The organism is Globicatella sp. HMSC072A10, from assembly GCF_001811625.1.
Classification (GTDB): Bacteria; Bacillota; Bacilli; order Lactobacillales; family Aerococcaceae; genus Globicatella; species Globicatella sanguinis.
Genome location: NZ_KV805798.1, coordinates 8,960 through 27,170, shown reverse-complemented (window position 1 = coordinate 27,170; position 18,211 = coordinate 8,960). Strand labels below are relative to the sequence as shown.

Genomic DNA, 18,211 nt, shown 5'->3' with positions numbered 1-18,211 from the left:
AATTAATGAACAATAATCTTAACTAAATTTATTAAGTTTATGCCCAGCCTCTTTGCAAACTTCTTATTATACATACTTCAAATAGCTTTGTTTAGTAATAGAGATTGGGCAAAAAAAGGAAAAATTTTTGCCGCTTGTCCACATTCATTTTCCTCACAAAATATTTAGTAGGTCCACACAATAAATAACCTATTTCTTGTGGGTTCATACTAAAAGTTGTAGCGTCCTTTTACTAATAATAGGCCAATCAAGCGATGCTACACTTGGCCAGTTTTCTTTACCAATAAAAAAACAACGGAATAGCCGATTGGCTATTCCGATACTAAATGACTAGATATTATCTCCCATAAAAACTAGTCCACAATTGAAGTTAACACGAAGAGGAAGCGAATTATTTTGTGCTTCGTGTTAATAAGAGTTCTTTGTGCTCTGCATCAGCACAAAGCTCTTATTATTATCTATCAACTAAATTATTTTAAACGACCTGGGCGTTCTTTATATCCATAGTAAGCATCTTCGATGATTTCTTTCATATCACTTACTAATGCTAAACGTGGGTTAACAGGTGTACATTGATCTTCATAAGCAAGATAAGCAATTTCTTCTGCACGTGCCATGTATTCTTTTTCGTCAACACCTTGAGCTTTAATACTCATTTCGATACCACAACGTTCACCTAAGTCATAAACTGCTTGAGCTAAGCTAGCAACTGCTTCTTCTGGTGTATCAGCTTTAAGTCCTAATAAGCGTGCAATATCTTGGTAACGAACATCTGCTTTATAGTAGTTATATTTTGGCCAGTTACCTTGTTTTGCAGGACGAGTACCATTGTAACGAATAACATACGGTAATAGAATCGCATTTGTACGGCCATGGACAGTATGGAAGAATCCACCAATCTTATGAGCCATTGAGTGAGAAATTCCTAAGAATGCATTCGCAAATGCCATACCAGCCATTGTTGAAGCATTATGCATTTTCTCGCGAGATTCAAAGTCTGCTTCTTTAACAGAACGTTCTAAGTATTCAAATACAATCTTAATCGCTTGTAACGCTAAACCATCAGTATAATCATTCGCCATTAATGATGTATAAGCTTCAATCGCATGCGTTAACACGTCCATACCAGTATCTGCTGTTACAAAATCTGGCACTGTCATTACTAATGCAGGGTCAATAATTGCAATAGTTGGTGTTAATGAGTAGTCTGCTAATGGGTATTTCATATTATTTTTCTTGTCTGAAATAACCGCAAATGGTGTCACTTCTGAACCCGTACCAGATGTTGTTGGGATACCAACGTATTTTGCTTTTTCACCCAATTCAGGGAATTTGAAAGCACGTTTACGAATATCCATGAATTTTTGTACTAAGTCACGGAAGTCGATTTCTGGTTGCTCATAGAACATCCACATTACTTTAGCAGCATCCATTACAGAACCCCCACCTAAAGCAATAATTGTATCAGGTTCAAAGCTCTTCATTTGATCAGCACCACGACGAACAGTTGAAATATCTGGATCTGGTTCTACGTTAGAGAATACTTGATAAACCACTTTATTACGACGTAAATGTAATTGTTCGATAATCTTATGTAAGAATCCTAATTTAACCATCATTTCATCAGTTACAATAAATACTTTTTCAACATCACGCATTTTTTGTAAATATTGGATTGAATCACGTTCGAAATAGATTTTTGAAGGAACTTTAAACCATTGCATATTATTTCTACGTCTCCCCACTTTTTTGATATTAAGTAAATTGATTGCGCTAACGTTATCACCAACTGAGTTGGCACCATAAGAACCACATCCTAAAGTTAATGAAGGAATGAAGGCATTATAAACGTCCCCAATACCACCAAAAGTTGAAGGTGAGTTCCAAATAACACGAATTGCTTTAACTTGACGTCCAAATTCTTTTACTAAATCTTCATCATTAGTATGGATAGCAGCTGAGTGTCCTAAACCATTGAACTCAACCATTTGACAAGCTTTCTTCAATCCATCTGCTTGATCTTCTGATTTTAGAATAGCAATCACTGGTGATAATTTTTCACGTGTTAAAGGTTCATTCGGTCCTACTTCTGAAACTTCTGCTGCTAAAATATTTGTTCCTTCTGGAACAGTAAATCCAGCTTGTTCTGCAATCCAAGTAGCAGGTTTACCAACGATATCAGCATTTAATTTAGCATCGGCACAGTTTTTACTATTTGCTTTTGCTCCGAAACAGAATTCTTCTAATTTAGCTTTTTCATCTTTATTAACGAAGTAAGTATGATAAGACTTCATTTCGTCACAGAATTCATCGTAAATTTCTTTATCAATAATGGCTGCTTGTTCAGAAGCACAAACCATTCCATTATCAAATGATTTACTCATCACAATATCATAAGCGGCTTGTTTAACATTAGCTGTTTTTTCAACATAAGCTGGTACGTTACCTGCACCTACCCCTAATGCTGGTTTACCACAAGAGTAAGCGGCTTTAACCATTGCGTTACCACCTGTTGCTAAGATAGTTGCAACGCTTGGATGATTCATTAAAGCAGAGGTTGCTTCCATTGAAGGTAAAGTAATCCATTGAATACAGTTTTCAGGAGCACCTGCTGCTACTGCTGCTTCGTAAACAATTTTCGCTGCATGTGCAGATGATTCTTGAGCTGCTGGGTGAAATGCAAAAACAATTGGGTTACGTGTTTTTAATGAGATTAATGATTTAAAGATTGCAGTTGAAGTTGGGTTAGTTGTAGGTGTAATTCCACAAACAACTCCGACTGGTTCAGCAACTAAAGTTAATCCTGTAACATCATCTTCTGAGATAATTCCAACTGTTTTAGTATGACGCATATTGTTAACAACGTGTTCGCAAGCGAATAAGTTTTTAGTTGCTTTATCTTCAAAGACACCACGTCCTGTTTCATCATAAGCGTGTTTTGCTAAAACACCATGTTGATCTAATGCAGCAACAGATGCTTTTGCGACAATATAATCCACTTGCTCTTGATCTAAAAGACGGAATTCTTCTAATGCCACCACTGCTTTTTTTACTAATCCATCGACATGCTCTTCAGCAATTTGCTGTTTGTTTTTTTCTACAACTTCTGCCATTTTTTAAATCCTCCTCAATAGGTGTTTCTTCTTTACAACTACATATTACATTTTTCACAATGTTATGTCAAGACTTTTGTGCAAAAAATCACATATTTTTTATAAAAATTTTTTCGATAGAAGCCGATGACGATAACAAAATAATGAAAACGCTATCAAATTTTTAGACGTTTTTTCCCTATTGTGAAGCGATTCGTGGTACTCTTATAAGGTGATTTCACAATGTTTTTCTTAAACTATTCCCTTTACTTACATAAAGATTGTGCTCTTAATCGCAATTAGATTGTGAAATATTTAGCCAAAAAAGACTGAACCAAAATAATACTTTCGGTTCAGTCTTTTTTAAATGTCTATTTTTATAACAAAAGAGTGGTCACTTATGATGTAATTTATATTTGGATTTATTTTATTAATCCTTCTTACAAAAATATGGCTCCAAGACCTAATTCTTTAGTTTTAATTTCAACCTACTTATTGTTTATGCCATCTGTTAATTTTGAGTTTCCACATCTTCACCATGTAAGATAAAGTTACCTACTTCGATTTGTTGATCTGAAAAATTTTGAATCACACGCACATGATACTCTTCCGGGTTATGTCTAATATTTTCGACATAAAATAAATATTCAATCGCATCATAATATTCTTTTTTATCTTGCAGTATTTTGATAATCCGTTTCAGCCCTTTTTCTGCTGGCTTAACCGGGCTACTCCAATTAATAATTTCAGTTGAGGTATAAATACCATCTGACAGCGGTGTAGTATCTACTACAGTTGTTACTTCTTCAGTAGTTTCAGCTAATATTATTTCTTCAGTGGTCGCCTCTAAGGTTGTTGAAATTTCCGCTAAGGTATCCTCAAGGGTTTGGGTAGTCATCTCGATAGTAGCTTCACTCGTAGAATGATCAGTTTCCACTTCCTCTTTCTTATCACATCCAATAATAAATGTACAAAGGATTAAAAGTAGGAGAAGTTTTTTCATTTTACTTCTCTTCTATCATTTGAACGATTTCTTTTTCAGTCATTGAACTGTCACAACGAACTGCGACACCTGAAGCTTGTTTAACTAAAAATCCTGGTACAGTCGGAATGTTAAATTGTTCGCGGAATGATTGAATATCTTTGAAATCATATTCTTCACTTTCTGAATCTATTAAATAAATTTTATATTGATGCTCCTGTGCCACTTTATTTAATTTATTTACAAAGCGACGGCAGTATGGACAAGTTTTTCTTCCGATATAAATAATTGTCCCCTCTTGTTCTAATAATTCAATCCCTTTGACTGGTGAAATTTCCTCAAATACTTTAATTTGTTCTAAATAAGTTTCGATTTCATTCATTTTATCTACCTCCATAACATGAGTAAATTGTATCATAGTTATAAGGGAATTTCACTTAATGAGGACTGATTATTATGTTGGAGTTAATATTATGCATAACTAAAAATATAGCGAAAAAGTTTAAATGATGAAAATTTTATTTAATCATCTAAATCAATCTCATCCAATTTTTGACGTTGCTTGCGTTTATAAATAGTTGAAATTAAGATTAAAGTAGCACCTAACATTAACAAAATCAATGCCCAAGTCATGGCTCTTTGTTGTTCTCCAGTTGTTGGTAATTGGACCGTTTGATTTTTATTTGCATTGGAGGATGACTGTTGCTGATTGTTAGTCTTATTGGCTTCTGTTTCACTTGCTTGATTATTACGATTCTTTTCACTCGATTGATTATTATTTGATTGTGTCTTTTTCTGCGACGATTGATTATTCGATTTCTCTGTTGAGGTATTGTTTTTATTTAAATTTGATTGCTTGTTGTTGTTAGTCTTTTGATTGGTTGCTAATTTTGCTTTAATATTGTCCAGCGTATTAGTGTTATTACTTGATTTTGTTGTCGATGGTACCTGTTGGGTATTCGTACTACGATTAGCAGAATATCTTGAACCCGATAATGGCTTAGTTAATGAAGGTGACTCTTGGTAAGATGAATTGTCCACTATATTATGGGTTGATTCATCTTCTTTTGTATCTTCATTATTTGATGATTCCGTAATTGCATTATTATCTTCCACTTCAATGTCGCTCGGGTTTTCTTCTTCTACAAGCGTATGCCAATCGATGTCACGGTAATAATATTCTGCTAAATAACCGGTAGTTGATGCTTCGACCGGGTGCCAAGTTTGAGTCGCTTCATTAAAGGTGACCAATTTTACTTGATATTTCTGGTTAAGTTGACGTACTAAAGCAATCGCATCATCACTTGCATAACCTTGATGATTTAAAAAATTTGCTAAATGATCTTTGATTAGTTGCCATGCATTGGCGTTAATTTGACTAAAATAAAGAAATTGTGCTTCTTTAATTAATAATAATTCTTGATATCTTATCAGATAATCTTCACTGGTTTGACTTTGATAAACATCATTTTGTGCGATGCTGACAAAGCGAATCACATCATTAATGCTCAATTCTTCCCGATATTGATAGGCGTTCTTCAAATCATCGTCTAGCTGAATATTCCCTTTTAAGTTAAGTGTTTGCGTTATCTCCTCAATTGTTAAAATTTGAGTAAATTGTTGATAAATGTCTTCAAATCGTAGTTGATAATAAGGATATGGTACTAATTGTGATAAATAGAAATCTAAATTAGCTAAATATTCGGTTAAACTACTCATTTGGTGATCAATTAAAAAACTTTCCGCATTGATCTTAGGCACAGAATAAGCATAAAGAAGACATTGATTCAATTGTTGATCAGCAATTTGATTTTCAGCTAATTGATTTTGAGCTACTTCCAATAAATATAAGGTCTCATGATACTGTGTTTCGACCATTGATCGTGAAGCAATGACTTCGTTTTGTTGTTGAATAATTCCCGCCAAGTATTGTTGCCACTCAATAACATTTTGATCCATTTCCACCAAACTTAATTGTTCCGCTTCTGTAAAGTTATTAAATTCCGGTTCGGTTGTCTCTAGCATTAAATAAGTTGCCTCGATGACTTCATTTAAGGTATTGGTTGCTTGAGTAATCGAATAGTTTTCATTGTTTTCGAGAGATTCAATTTCACTGGTTAAGCGATTAAATTCGCTTTCTAATTCGGATAAAGTTGTTTGATAATTTGTTATCAATTGATTAAGTTCACTCATATTGTCACTTTGATTAAACTGGTTTTGGATTAAAATTTGACAATTTTCCTGATTAATGATGTCTCCTTCCCAGTTAGTAATTAATTGGTAAGGTTGAGCTAACTCAACGGCTTGTGCTGTCACAGTGTGCGGTACTATCGTCATGATTAAAAATACTATCAATGTAATTAAATGCCATTTTTTCATTGTACACCCTCCTAGAAATAGGTACGTAAAAATAATGCCAAATACTTTTGAGCATATAAAAAAAGAGTGGACCAGAAGTAGAAAATCAAATCATTTCCACTTCGTTGGTCCACCCTACCTACTAGCGTTAATTATAAAATAAATCTAGAGGGTAAAATTCTTATCTTATTAGTCAATAATCCTTAAAATAGCATCTAAAACAATCATGGGACTTTTCTAGAGAACTATATTTAGCCTTTGGTGAAGGCCACTTACTTTAAATTTAGTCTAAATAATCAACCACTTCAACTAGGTTTGAATAATAGGTCATGCGCTCTTCTAAATCAGCAAACAAACCATCGCCATTGTAAATGCCATATTGTTCCCAATCAGCCAATGGTACGACATAATAATCTTCGAATTGAGCACCGATACAATAGGTCGGCATAAAACGTATTTTACTAATTTCAAATTCGCCATCCACTTCAGTAAAGGTATACTCTGCAATTCCCCCTACTTTGTTTTCTTGTTCGACTTGACCTGATAAGAAGTTACCATGAGAAAACATCGCGGCTTGATGCTTGTTATAAACAATAAACGGTTGTGGTACATGAGGATGACCACCTAAAATAAAATTCGCTCCAGCATTACGTACGACATTATTGACATTGGCTTGATAGACAGAAGGTAATGTATCATATTCTTCACCATTGTGAATCATCACCACTGAAATATCCGAAATTTTATTTAAAGCTTCAACTTCTAATGGCATTAAATCCGTATCAATTAAACTTAATAGATAGGCTTGATCTTCAGGAATATAATTCCCATTTGCACCATAACTATAAGAAAGGAAGCCTACTTTAACACCATTCGCGTCTAAAACGCGCATATTATTATAATCATCCCAACTTTCATAGCTACCAACATAAGGCATATCCCGTTCTTTCAAAGCTTCAATTGAAGCATAAGCTCCTTCCGCTCCTAAGTCCATTGAGTGGTTAGTAGCATTATTGACAATATCCACCCCAACCGTTTTTAATGCATCAATAATTTCCGAAGGGGCATTAAAAGCTGGATAAGTAGATAATGGGTAAGTATCACCAGCAGCAATCACCTCTAAATTAGCCGTCGTGATGTCCGCATTTTCTAAATATTTTTTAATTGGTTCAAACATTGGAGTAAAGTCATAGCCATCAGCTGTCGCTGCATTGTCGTAAACCCAGTCGTGAATTAAAATATCACCGATCGAACGAATGGTCACTGAACGTCCTTCTTTAGTTGGAGTCTCCCCTTCAGCATCAGCGTTTGCTTCATCCGCTTCTTCAGTACTTACAGTAGTCGTAGCATCTTGAGCACTTACCGTAGTCGTTTGCGCATCATTGGCTTGAGAATTACTAGTTGGACTTTGACAAGCGACATTTAATAAGGTTAATGCACTTAATAACAAAATGTTTCTTAATCTTTTCATCTATATGCTCTCTCTCTTATCTTAATACTATTAGCCTAATTCAATCAATAACTCCCCTGCTTTGATTGAATCTTTTTCTTGGATGTACAATTTCTTCACCACACCCGGTTTAGTCGCAACAATCGATGTCTCCATCTTCATTGCTTCCGTAATAATCAATAATTGTCCCGCTTCAACTTGGTCGCCTTCTTTAACTTTAATAGCAAATACAGTTCCGGGCATTTGAGCTGCAATATGGTTATCATTTTGACGGTCGGCCAATGGTCTAATATCCACAGTCGTTTTGGCGGATAAATCATGGACTTCAACTTTTTGTGATAGTCCATTTAAGTTAAAGTAAACTGTCCTTAAGCCATTTGATTTAACTGAACCGATTGAAGTCAATTCAATATTGATTGTTTTTCCTGGTTGTAACTCAACTGAAATTGTTTCATGGGGTTTCATCCCATAGAAGAAAGTTGGTGTCTCTAACACACTTACCTTACCATATTTTTCAACAAAATCAAGAAATTCTTGGGTCACTTTTGGATATAAAGCACCACTTAATAATAATTGTTCGTCTACTGGTGTATAGAGCCGTTTAGATAAGTCCTCTCTCAATGCTTCAAAATCAAATTCCGTCATCAATTCACCCGGTCTTTGAGTGAAAGCAGCTTCTCCTTTTAAAACAACCTTTTGTAGGTCTTCGTTCATCTTGCCTGCCGGTTGACCAATTTCGCCTTTAAAGAAGGAAACAACTGAAGCAGGAAAGTCTAATTTATCCCCTTTTTCAATGACTGAAGCTTCATCTAAATCATTTTGTACCATAAATAGTGCCATATCACCTACAACTTTAGAAGAAGGTGTTACTTTAATAATATCCCCAAATAATAAATTCACTCGACGATACATTGCACTTACTTCATCAAAGCGGTCCCCTAAACCTAGGGATTCAGCTTGCATCTTTAAATTTGAGTATTGGCCACCAGGCATTTCATATTGATAAACCGGTGTCCAAGCTGTTGTTAAATCGGTCTCAAATGGACGATAATATTGACGTGTCACTTTCCAATAATCAGTTAACACATCATTAGCTTCCACATTCAACTTGATTTGTCGGTTGGTCCCTTGACGGGCATAGTACAGTGAATTGGCATTAGGTTGCGAATTTTGACCACTTAAAGCTGGATTTGCGGTATCAACAATATCGACGCCCGCATCAATTGCTCGTGAATAAGTTAAAACACCATTACCAGCTGTATCATGCGTATGTAGATGAATCGGTAAAGCAACTTCCTCTTTTAAGGCTTTAACTAATTGATAAGCTGCCTCCGGTTTTAATAGTCCCGCCATATCTTTAATCGCAATCGCATGAACGCCTAATGATTCAAGTTCGCGTGCTAAATTAACATAATATTCTAATGTATATAAAGAAGAACGCTCTGGATTTAAAATATCTCCTGTATAACACAAAGTTCCTTCGACAAATTTATCGGTTTTCAAGGCCGTTTCAATCGGTAATTTCATGGCTTCGACCCAGTTTAATGAATCAAAAATACGAAAAACATCAATGCCAGCATGCGCACTTTCTTTAATAAATCGTTGAACGACATTGTCTGGATAATTTTGATAACCGACTGCATTAGCGGCTCTCAATAACATTTGGAATGGAATATCGGGAATTAATTCACGTAATTGCTGTAATCTTTCCCATGGACTTTCTTTTAAGAAATTATAAGCCACATCAAAGGTCGCACCACCCCACATTTCAAGTGAGAAATGATCTTTCATCGTTGCATTAATGTACGGTGCTACTTTTAACATATCGGTTGTTCTCATACGAGTCGTTAAAACGGACTGATGAGCATCGCGTAAAGTGGTATCGGTTAATAGTGTCGATTTTTCTTCTAATAGTAATTTAGAGACTGCGCTTGGGCCCTTGTCATCTAATAGTTGCTTCCAAGTAGGTTGCTGTATCGCTGAGGGGACTGTTTTTAATCGGTTGCGACTCGCTTTATTGAAGCTTGCTGGGTGAATACTAGAGCGAACCCCTTCAACAGTCGGTATTTCACGTCTTGTAAAATCAGGTTTATCTATCTTTTCAATACCAGGAAAACCATTGACAGTCACATTGGCAATATATTTAAGTAATTTTACTCCTCGTTCTCGTGGAGGAACAAAGTCAAACAACTCAACTTTCTCAGCAATAAAGTTAGTATGATAGTCTCCTAACATAAAGTCAGGATGATGAATAATATTTTCTAGGAAACGAATATTCGTTTTAACACCTGAAATTTGAATTTCATCCAATGCACGTGACATTTTAACAATCGCACCTTTTTTATGAATAGCATAAGATGATATTTTGACTAAAAGCGAATCATAATACGGTGTAATCATTGAACCCGAAAAGGCATCACCAGCATCTAGACGAATTCCTGTTCCGCCTGGCGATTGATAACTGACGATAGTGCCAGAATCCGGTGCAAAATCATTTAATGGGTCTTCAGTCGTAATACGACATTGAATGGCATATCCTCTTGTCACTATTTGGTCTTGTGGTGGAATACCAATCTCCTCGCCAAATAAACTTTCACCATCGGCAATTTGAATTTGTGTTTTCACGATATCAACGCCTGTTACTAATTCAGTAATAGTATGTTCTACTTGGACACGCGGGTTGACCTCAATAAAGTAAAATTCATCATCGGCTACTAAAAACTCTACCGTACCCGCATTAACATACCCGACATGTTGCATTAATTGCAAGGAAGCATCTGTTAATTTTTGACGCATCTCTGGTTGCAAGCCGAACGAAGGAGCCACTTCCACTACTTTTTGATGGCGTCTTTGGATTGAACAATCTCGTTCATATAAATGAATGACATTGCCGTGTTGATCCCCTAATATTTGCACTTCGATATGTTTAGGATTGGCAATATATTTTTCTATATATAAGCGATCATCACCAAAAGATGACTTAGCTTCAGACTTTGCTCGTTCATAACTCTCAGCAAATTCACTAGCCGAATGAACGATACGCATTCCTTTGCCGCCACCACCACTGACTGCTTTAATCATTAATGGGTAACCGGTTGTTGCCGCAAACGCTTCAGCTTCTGCAAGAGATTGAATTATACCCTCACTTCCTGGAATAACTGGCAGTCCACCACTAATCGCTGTTTCGCGTGCACGGGTTTTATTACCAAACATTTCTAAATGTCTTAACTCGGGTCCAATAAAAATAATTCCCTCTTCTTGACATCTTCTAGCAAAAGTTTCATTTTCACTTAAAAATCCATACCCAGGATGTATCGCATCGACTGATTTTTCTTTTGCTAAGGCAATAATTCCTTCAATATCTAGGTACGCTTCGATAGGACCTAAATCTTCCCCAATTAAGTAAGATTCATCCGATTTTGACGATGCAAGGTGCCAATATCTTCCTTTGAGTAAATACTAACAGTGTTAATGCCAAGCTCCTTACATGCACGTCCAATGCGAATCGCAATCTCTCCACGATTGGCGATTAGCACTTTCTTAATTTTATTCATGATAAATCCTCCTCGTTGGTCTACATCTTCTGTCTATTCATCCAAGTAAATTGGTAAGCATCATTTCACTCACGAAAACTTATGGAATATATAGGAGTATTATAGCACAAAATGAGAAAGTTTCTCATTTATTTTTAAATTTAATGATTTCTTTAAATAATAAATAATCCACTCATACGGTCAATTGTCTTTATCAAAGAAATGATTGTCAAAATTAGATAATTAAAGATGATAATTTATCTTTATTAGTATATAATAGTATTATCAAAAACTCATGGAGGTCATTGGAATGTATTTTACTAATCAAAAGTTTGATCATACCGCTTATTTTTTTGAAAATCCAAAGAATCCCTCTTCAACTAAGGAATATATCTATCATCGTCAAATCAACTTAAATGCCAATCATACGCAAACACTGTTCCATTTTGAAGTGCCGGTTAAAATCACTCCCATCAAGGGCTTAACATTATTAGTCATTAAAATAGCCGAAACAGATCGATTTCAAACTTATCTAATTGAATCGGAAGTCACTTTAAGAAAAGGGATTGAGTTCAATGTCTTATGCCTTTCTTCCAGTGCGACTGTCAACCTATCAACCCAAATCAAAGCAGAACCTTCTTATATCAAATTAGATAAGATTTTTACTGCCCAATCAACACCTGTATCCTTTAATTTGTTAACCATTGTATCCACTGTTAGTACGCTTTACTCAGAAGACTACCGCAAAAAATTTGTTAAGCAATCTCATTTTGAAATCATTATCGTAGAGTCGGGACAATTCAACATTGAAATTAATCATACGGTTCATACTTTAACTAAAGGCCACTTAATGATTTTACCACCAGATACACCAAGTATAAGATTTCATCACGCTGACAAACGCACACTTACGCATTCGATCCGTTTTACTGCAGAAGGCATCGACTCAGCATTAATTAAGAACTTAATCAATGCGACAGAATATCTAGCTCCGTTATATGATGTCTTGCATCAGGACTTGAGTTTACCATTAGGTGCCGATAAAGTTTGGAATCAATTGGATAATCTCGTCTTTGCACTCCATCAGTCATTGCATCAAAATAACAACGAATCTAGTTCAACAATTATGCGTGAACGCTATGAAAGTGATATATTCAATGAAATAATCGATTACATCCATCAAAGCGATATCGTAGCCTTAAAAGTGAGTGATCTTGTCAATGAATTCAACCTATCACGCTCTACTTTGCAACAGTTGTTTAATAAATATGAACATACCACACCAAAAAGTTATATTAACCAACAACGATTAGAAAAAAGTCGTCAATTAATTCGTGAATCTAATTTATCGATTACACAAATCGCGACTGAATTAGGATATGGTTCGATTCAATATTTTTCTCGAGCGTTCAGCAAAGCTTTTAATATGAGCCCATCGGAATATGCAAAGGGCTATTCAAAACGCATGTAATATCATTATTTGTTACATATGATTATTATAGTTAAAAAGCATTGACCGAATAGTTGACTTAAACTATCACTTTATAAATGAAATAATGGCGATAACCTAGCTATTATTAATGATACAAAGATAACATTTAAATAACAGGTGCGTTGTTTTTCAAATATTCCCATTTAAGAACAAAAAATTAATTTTCTATAATACAAGTTTATTATTTGACTCCTTTTATAGCATAAAAAAGCAGTCTGCCAATGGATTAATTTTCCATTTGCTTGACTGCTTTTTTGATTAATATTATGATTCTACCTCTTCTTGGTAATCACAGTTACTACATTTTACTTCGCGACCTTTACGAGTCGTTTTTTCTACAAGGTAGTGGTCACATTTTGGACAGTTACGTGCAATTGGTTTGTCCCAAGAGACAAACTCACAAGCAGGATAACGATCGCATCCATAGAAGATACGATTTTTCTTCGATTGTCGCTCAATAATTTCACCTTCGTGACAAAGAGGACATTTTACGCCAACTTTCTTCACGATGGCTTCGGTATGACGGCAATCTGGGAAGTTACTACACGCATGGAATTTACCATAACGACCAATTTTAACGACCATTGGATTGCCACATTCCGGACAATCATACCCTGCTGGTTCGTCTTTGATTTCAATCTTTTCGATTTTTGATTCGGCTTTCGTTAAATCCGTTTCAAAATCATCATAGAACTTACTTAATACATTGACCCATTGTTCTTTACCTTCTTCAATGGAATCCAGTTCATGTTCCATTTCTGCAGTAAAGTCTGTGTCGACTATCTGTGGGAAGAACTCTGACATCACATCATTGACAATCTCACCCAATTCAGTTGGCTCAAAGCGTTTCGCAACCATCTTAACATAGTAACGCTTGCGTAATGTTTCGATTGTAGGTGAATAAGTTGACGGACGACCAATGCCTTTTTCTTCTAAAGTCTTAATTAAACTTGCTTCATTATAACGTGCTGGAGGTTGAGTAAAATGTTGTTTAGGCTCTAAATCAACAGCTTTTACTTCGTCACCGACAGTTAATTCTGGTAAGTAATTGTCTTTCGCTTTACTTGGATAAACTTTTAAGAATCCATCAAATTTGATGCGTGATCCTGATGCTCTAAATTGAACTTGGTTTTGATCAATATCACAACGAATCGTATCATACACTGCATCAGCCATTTGACTCGCCATAAAACGTGCCCAAATAAGTGAATACAATCTCAGTTGATCTTTAGTCAACGAATCACTAATGCTGTCCGGCGTCATTGCTGGATTAGATGGTCGAATGGCTTCATGGGCATCTTGGGCTCCACTACTGTTTTTAGTTGCTCTAGATTTACCATTATATTGTGGACCATAATTCTCACGAATAAATTCGTATGCAGCAGACTGTGCAGAAGGTGCGATACGCGTTGAATCGGTACGCATATAAGTAATCAAACCAACAGTTTGGCGTCCAATCGTAATCCCTTCATACAATTGTTGTGCAACCATCATCGTTTTACTGGTTCTAAAATTCAATCGATTAGATGCTTCCTGTTGTAAGGTACTGGTAGTAAAGGGTGGTGAAGATTTACGTAAACGTTCTTTCTCTTCGATATTGGTGACCTTGAAAGGTGCTGTTTCATCCAAACGTTTCATCACCTGTTGAACAGCGGCTTCATCTGGTAAATCCATCTTCTTACCATCCATACCGTAAAATTCTGCTTCAAATTTTTGACGACCTTTACTAAATTTTGCTGGAATTTTCCAATACTCTTCAGGTTTGAAATTACGAATTTCTTTTTCACGATCGATAATAATTTTTAGAGTAGCTGATTGTACACGTCCAGCTGATAGACCGCCTTTAATTTTCTTCCATAATAAAGGTGAAATAGAATACCCTACTACACGGTCTAAAATACGACGTGCTTGTTGTGCATCTACTAAGTCTTGATTTATTTTACGTGGCGTTTTGAATGCTTCCTTAACAGTATCTTTAGTAATTTCGTTAAAGACCACTCGATTTTCTGCATCTAAATCTAAATTTAATAAGTGGCATAAATGCCATGCAATAGCTTCACCTTCACGGTCCGGGTCGGCTGCAAGATAAACTTTTTCAGAGTTTTTCGCCAATTTTCTTAATTCTTTAATCGTGTCGCCGCGTCCCCTAATACTAATATAATGAGGTTCGAAATTATTTTCGATATCAACTCCCATTTTACTTTTAGGTAGATCGCGTAAATGCCCTTTACTGGCAACAACTTTATAATTTTTTCCAAGATAGCGATCAATAGTTTTCGCTTTTGTTGGCGACTCGACAATGACTAGATTTTTATAGGTAGACATTATCGCACCTGCCTTTCTTTCAATCTTTTTGAATTTTTCCTTCTATTATATAGTCAAAAACTGACTCGTTATTTTTTTAATTCAAATCGTTAACCATATTATAGGAAAGAAGACAGGTTGTCAAATATAAATATTAAAAATAATGTTGATTTTTAAATAATTGGCGAATGTCAGCCACTGTTTCCGAGACATTTAAAATAGGATACGCGCCACTGGCAATTAATTGATTGCAGCCTTGAGATTGCTTATCAATCACGCGCCCCGGTAAAGCAAATACTTCACGATTACACTGCAAAGCATAATTAGCAGTGATTAAACTTCCGCTCTTTTGAGCGGCTTCCATCACACAAGTAATCGGTGAAATCCCCGCTATTAAGCGATTGCGCATAATAAAATGATGCTTTAAGGGCGGACTATCTGGTAGATATTCTGAAATCACTAAATGATTTTTGGCTAAGTTTTGTTGAAGCGCCTGGTGTTCACGCGGATAGGTGCGATTAAGGCCACTAGCAATCAAGGCGACAGTGCTTCTTGAATGATAAGCTAACGCTGTCTCATGCACAATCCGATCGATACCACGCGCCAAGCCCGAAACTACACCCCAACCTTCTTTGGCAAAAGCAGTTACTAATGACTCCGTCATCATTCGACCATATTCCGTGGTCTGCCGTGAACCTACGATTGACACCAAAGGACGATTTAAACAAGATAAATCCCCTTGATAAAAGAGCAATAAAGGTGGTTGCGCCAATTGATACCACAGAGGTGGATAGTGAGCTTCACCAAAAATAATCGTCGATTTTGCTAATTGTTTGAAATATGCCAATTCAGCCACTTGCCAATCAATCACTTTTTGATCCGTGAATTGGTGATTAAGCCGTAACATTTTAATAATTTGATAAATCTCTTTTATTGGTAAAGCTTCTTGTTGTAAGTGTTCTTGAAATAAATAAGACAAGTAGCATTTTTGTGATCGATAATTAACCCCTGAATATATCAAACCAATCATTTGCTCTTTAATAGATAAATCCATGTGTATTCACTCTCCTTAATAAGTAAATACGCATGGATGAATAGAATCATTTTTTATAAATTTTAAGCGTTTGAGCTACAGGTGAAAACGATTGACGGTGAATAGGAGTATAACCAAATTCAGCCAAAGCTGCCAAATGTAATTTGGTACCATATCCCATATGTTTTTCAAAACCAAATTCTGGATACTCTTTACCATAATCTATCATTAACTGATCACGATATTCCTTAGCTAAAATACTCGCAGCTGCTATCGACAAAGAACGTTGATCCCCTTTTATGATAGATTCTTGTGGTAAAGGCGAATCAATTTTCATAGCATCTAGTAATAAAAAATCTGGTTGTAACGTTAGTTTTTGAACTGATTCCAACATTGAACGTCTAGTGGCTTCATAAATATTAAACTGATCGATTTCTGCAACAGACGTTACCGTGATAGAATAAGCTAAAGCCGTTGCCTTGATTAAGTCAACAAAATGAGCTCGTTTTTCATGACTTAACTGTTTAGAATCATTCACACCCATTAAGGCATCACAATCTTCTGGTAAAATAACGGCTGCTGTCACAACTGGCCCAGCTAAAGGTCCCCGCCCCACTTCATCAATGCCGGCAATATATTGAAATCCTTGTGTTCTAAGTTTATTTTCAATACTCAAACGTTGTAAATGTTCTTCTTTAACTAATGCTTCTCGTGTTAAACGTTTTTCAAACTGTTGAATTAACTTTTGCACACCTTTACGCTCATCTTTTAATAAATCAGTCGCCTGCAATTCTTCCATTGTTTGAAACGAATCGATTAATTCTTTAATTACTTGAATAGAAAAGGAATTAGTCATCAAATGACACCTCATGATACGGTGTGTCTAATGTTAATGACCCTAATTTATTTTGACGATAATCGAAAATAAAACGCTCCGCTGCCGTCATATAATCTTCTTTCAAGCCCATTTTTTCTGTCATTGCGAGTAAAAGATTAACGCTCGTTTCAGCTTGTACTTGTTCCTCAGTTAATTTATAACGTTCAATTAAAATATCGGCATAGCGATTGCGGATAATATCAATCAAAGCTAACGCAATATCATCCATATGCAGTAATTGATCTTTAATAGCACCGGTAATCGCTAATTTTTGACCGACTACAGGATCCTCAAATTTAGGCCATAAAATCCCGGGCGTATCTAATAATTCAAAATCTTTCCCCATCTTTAGCCAACGTTGCGCCTTGGTAACGCCTGGTTTATTACCGGTAATCGCTTGATTTTTACCAACGAAACGATTAATTAAAGTCGATTTACCTACGTTAGGAATCCCTAAAATCATTAAACGGATTGCACGTGGTTTAACTCCTTTGGCTTTTTGCTTTTCAAAATATGGTTGCATGATTTCATTACAAATCTTCATTAACTGTTTTAACCCCACATTATGCTGTGCATCAATCGCTACAGCAGGAAAACCTAAATCTTGATAATAATCAATCCATTGTTGTGTCATACGTTTATCTGCTAAATCAGCCTTATTTAAGACTAGTACACGCGGTTTTTGACCGACAATCTCATCAATCATTGGATTACGACTCGATTCAGGAATGCGTGCATCGACCAATTCAATCACAATATCAACTAAATTTAATTTTTCATTCGCTTCTCGTCTAGCTTTCGCCATATGACCAGGAAACCATTGAATATTACTCGAAGTCACATTATCATCCTTTCTACAATTATTCTAGTCAATTGTACCATAAATAGGACTTGATTTATATCTGAAATTATTGCGCCAGCGATTGACTTAACTAACAAATTGTTGTCTTTATTGGTTCATAGATTGTTATAAACATTCATTCGGTTGTCTTTATTATTGGTTTAGTGTTTAAATATAGGATTAGGCAAGAAATAGAACTGAAATGATTTTATATTCATCTGTTCAACCTCGCACAGTTGGGAGTAGACC

The 18,211-nt window shown here is 35.6% G+C and carries 10 protein-coding genes and 1 pseudogene; 1 reads left to right on the top strand and 10 read right to left on the bottom strand.

From position 1 onward, the window contains the following. Nucleotides 1-470: 470 nt before the first annotated feature. The 6 genes and pseudogenes from adhE to HMPREF2811_RS09240 form a co-directional block, all read right to left on the bottom strand. Nucleotides 471-3,113 carry a bifunctional acetaldehyde-CoA/alcohol dehydrogenase gene (gene adhE / locus HMPREF2811_RS09265; RefSeq protein WP_071409087.1) on the bottom strand — a complete coding sequence of 881 codons (2,643 nt, stop codon included), beginning with the start codon at nucleotides 3,111-3,113 and terminating at the stop codon, nucleotides 471-473. Nucleotides 3,114-3,603: 490 nt separating this feature from the next. Then, a complete protein-coding gene (locus HMPREF2811_RS09260) occupies nucleotides 3,604-4,095 on the bottom strand; it encodes a hypothetical protein (protein ID WP_071409086.1) in 492 nt (163 codons plus the stop codon). Between the two features lies 1 nt (nucleotide 4,096). Beyond that, entirely contained in the window at nucleotides 4,097-4,456 is a 360-nt protein-coding gene (gene traF / locus HMPREF2811_RS09255) for a DUF6568 family protein (RefSeq protein WP_071409085.1), read from the bottom strand. A 140-nt stretch (nucleotides 4,457-4,596) separates the two neighbouring features. Then, entirely contained in the window at nucleotides 4,597-6,453 is a 1,857-nt protein-coding gene (locus HMPREF2811_RS09250) for a hypothetical protein (protein ID WP_071409084.1), read from the bottom strand. 262 nt (nucleotides 6,454-6,715) lie between these two features. Next, a complete protein-coding gene (locus HMPREF2811_RS09245) occupies nucleotides 6,716-7,903 on the bottom strand; it encodes a CapA family protein (protein WP_071409083.1) in 1,188 nt (395 codons plus the stop codon). A gap of 30 nt (nucleotides 7,904-7,933) precedes the next feature. After that, nucleotides 7,934-11,436, bottom strand: a pseudogene (locus tag HMPREF2811_RS09240) (pyruvate carboxylase). Between the two features lie 289 nt (nucleotides 11,437-11,725). Here HMPREF2811_RS09240 and HMPREF2811_RS09235 point away from each other — a divergent pair. Further along, nucleotides 11,726-12,886: a helix-turn-helix transcriptional regulator gene (locus HMPREF2811_RS09235; RefSeq protein ID WP_071409082.1), complete on the top strand. Its 1,161-nt coding sequence runs from the start codon at nucleotides 11,726-11,728 to the stop codon at nucleotides 12,884-12,886. A 285-nt stretch (nucleotides 12,887-13,171) separates the two neighbouring features. Here the strand turns inward: HMPREF2811_RS09235 and topA are convergent, their stop codons facing one another. From topA to ylqF, 4 genes are all read right to left on the bottom strand, one after another. Continuing rightward, nucleotides 13,172-15,232: a type I DNA topoisomerase gene (gene topA, locus HMPREF2811_RS09230; RefSeq protein WP_071409081.1), complete on the bottom strand. Its 2,061-nt coding sequence runs from the start codon at nucleotides 15,230-15,232 to the stop codon at nucleotides 13,172-13,174. Nucleotides 15,233-15,365: 133 nt separating this feature from the next. Further along, nucleotides 15,366-16,265: a DNA-processing protein DprA gene (gene dprA / locus HMPREF2811_RS09225; protein ID WP_071409080.1), complete on the bottom strand. Its 900-nt coding sequence runs from the start codon at nucleotides 16,263-16,265 to the stop codon at nucleotides 15,366-15,368. 46 nt (nucleotides 16,266-16,311) lie between these two features. Continuing rightward, on the bottom strand, nucleotides 16,312-17,100 hold the full coding sequence (locus HMPREF2811_RS09220; RefSeq protein WP_071409079.1) for a ribonuclease HII: 789 nt from the start codon (nucleotides 17,098-17,100) through the stop codon (nucleotides 16,312-16,314). Next, on the bottom strand, nucleotides 17,093-17,962 hold the full coding sequence (ylqF, locus tag HMPREF2811_RS09215) for a ribosome biogenesis GTPase YlqF (protein WP_256388714.1): 870 nt from the start codon (nucleotides 17,960-17,962) through the stop codon (nucleotides 17,093-17,095). Before ylqF ends, HMPREF2811_RS09220 begins: the two co-directional genes overlap by 8 nt. Between the last annotated feature and the right edge of the window lie 249 nt (nucleotides 17,963-18,211).

Bases quoted from the DNA above. Each gene is read 5' to 3' on its own strand.
- HMPREF2811_RS09220 (WP_071409079.1), bottom strand. From the start codon at position 17,100: ATGACTAATTCCTTTTCTATTCAAGTAATTAAAGAATTAATCGATTCG.
- HMPREF2811_RS09260 (WP_071409086.1), bottom strand. From the start codon at position 4,095: ATGAAAAAACTTCTCCTACTTTTAATCCTTTGTACATTTATTATTGGA.
- HMPREF2811_RS09245 (WP_071409083.1), bottom strand. From the start codon at position 7,903: ATGAAAAGATTAAGAAACATTTTGTTATTAAGTGCATTAACCTTATTA.
- HMPREF2811_RS09250 (WP_071409084.1), bottom strand. From the start codon at position 6,453: ATGAAAAAATGGCATTTAATTACATTGATAGTATTTTTAATCATGACG.
- adhE (WP_071409087.1), bottom strand. From the start codon at position 3,113: ATGGCAGAAGTTGTAGAAAAAAACAAACAGCAAATTGCTGAAGAGCAT.
- traF (WP_071409085.1), bottom strand. From the start codon at position 4,456: ATGAATGAAATCGAAACTTATTTAGAACAAATTAAAGTATTTGAGGAA.
- dprA (WP_071409080.1), bottom strand. From the start codon at position 16,265: ATGGATTTATCTATTAAAGAGCAAATGATTGGTTTGATATATTCAGGG.
- HMPREF2811_RS09235 (WP_071409082.1), top strand. From the start codon at position 11,726: ATGTATTTTACTAATCAAAAGTTTGATCATACCGCTTATTTTTTTGAA.
- topA (WP_071409081.1), bottom strand. From the start codon at position 15,232: ATGTCTACCTATAAAAATCTAGTCATTGTCGAGTCGCCAACAAAAGCG.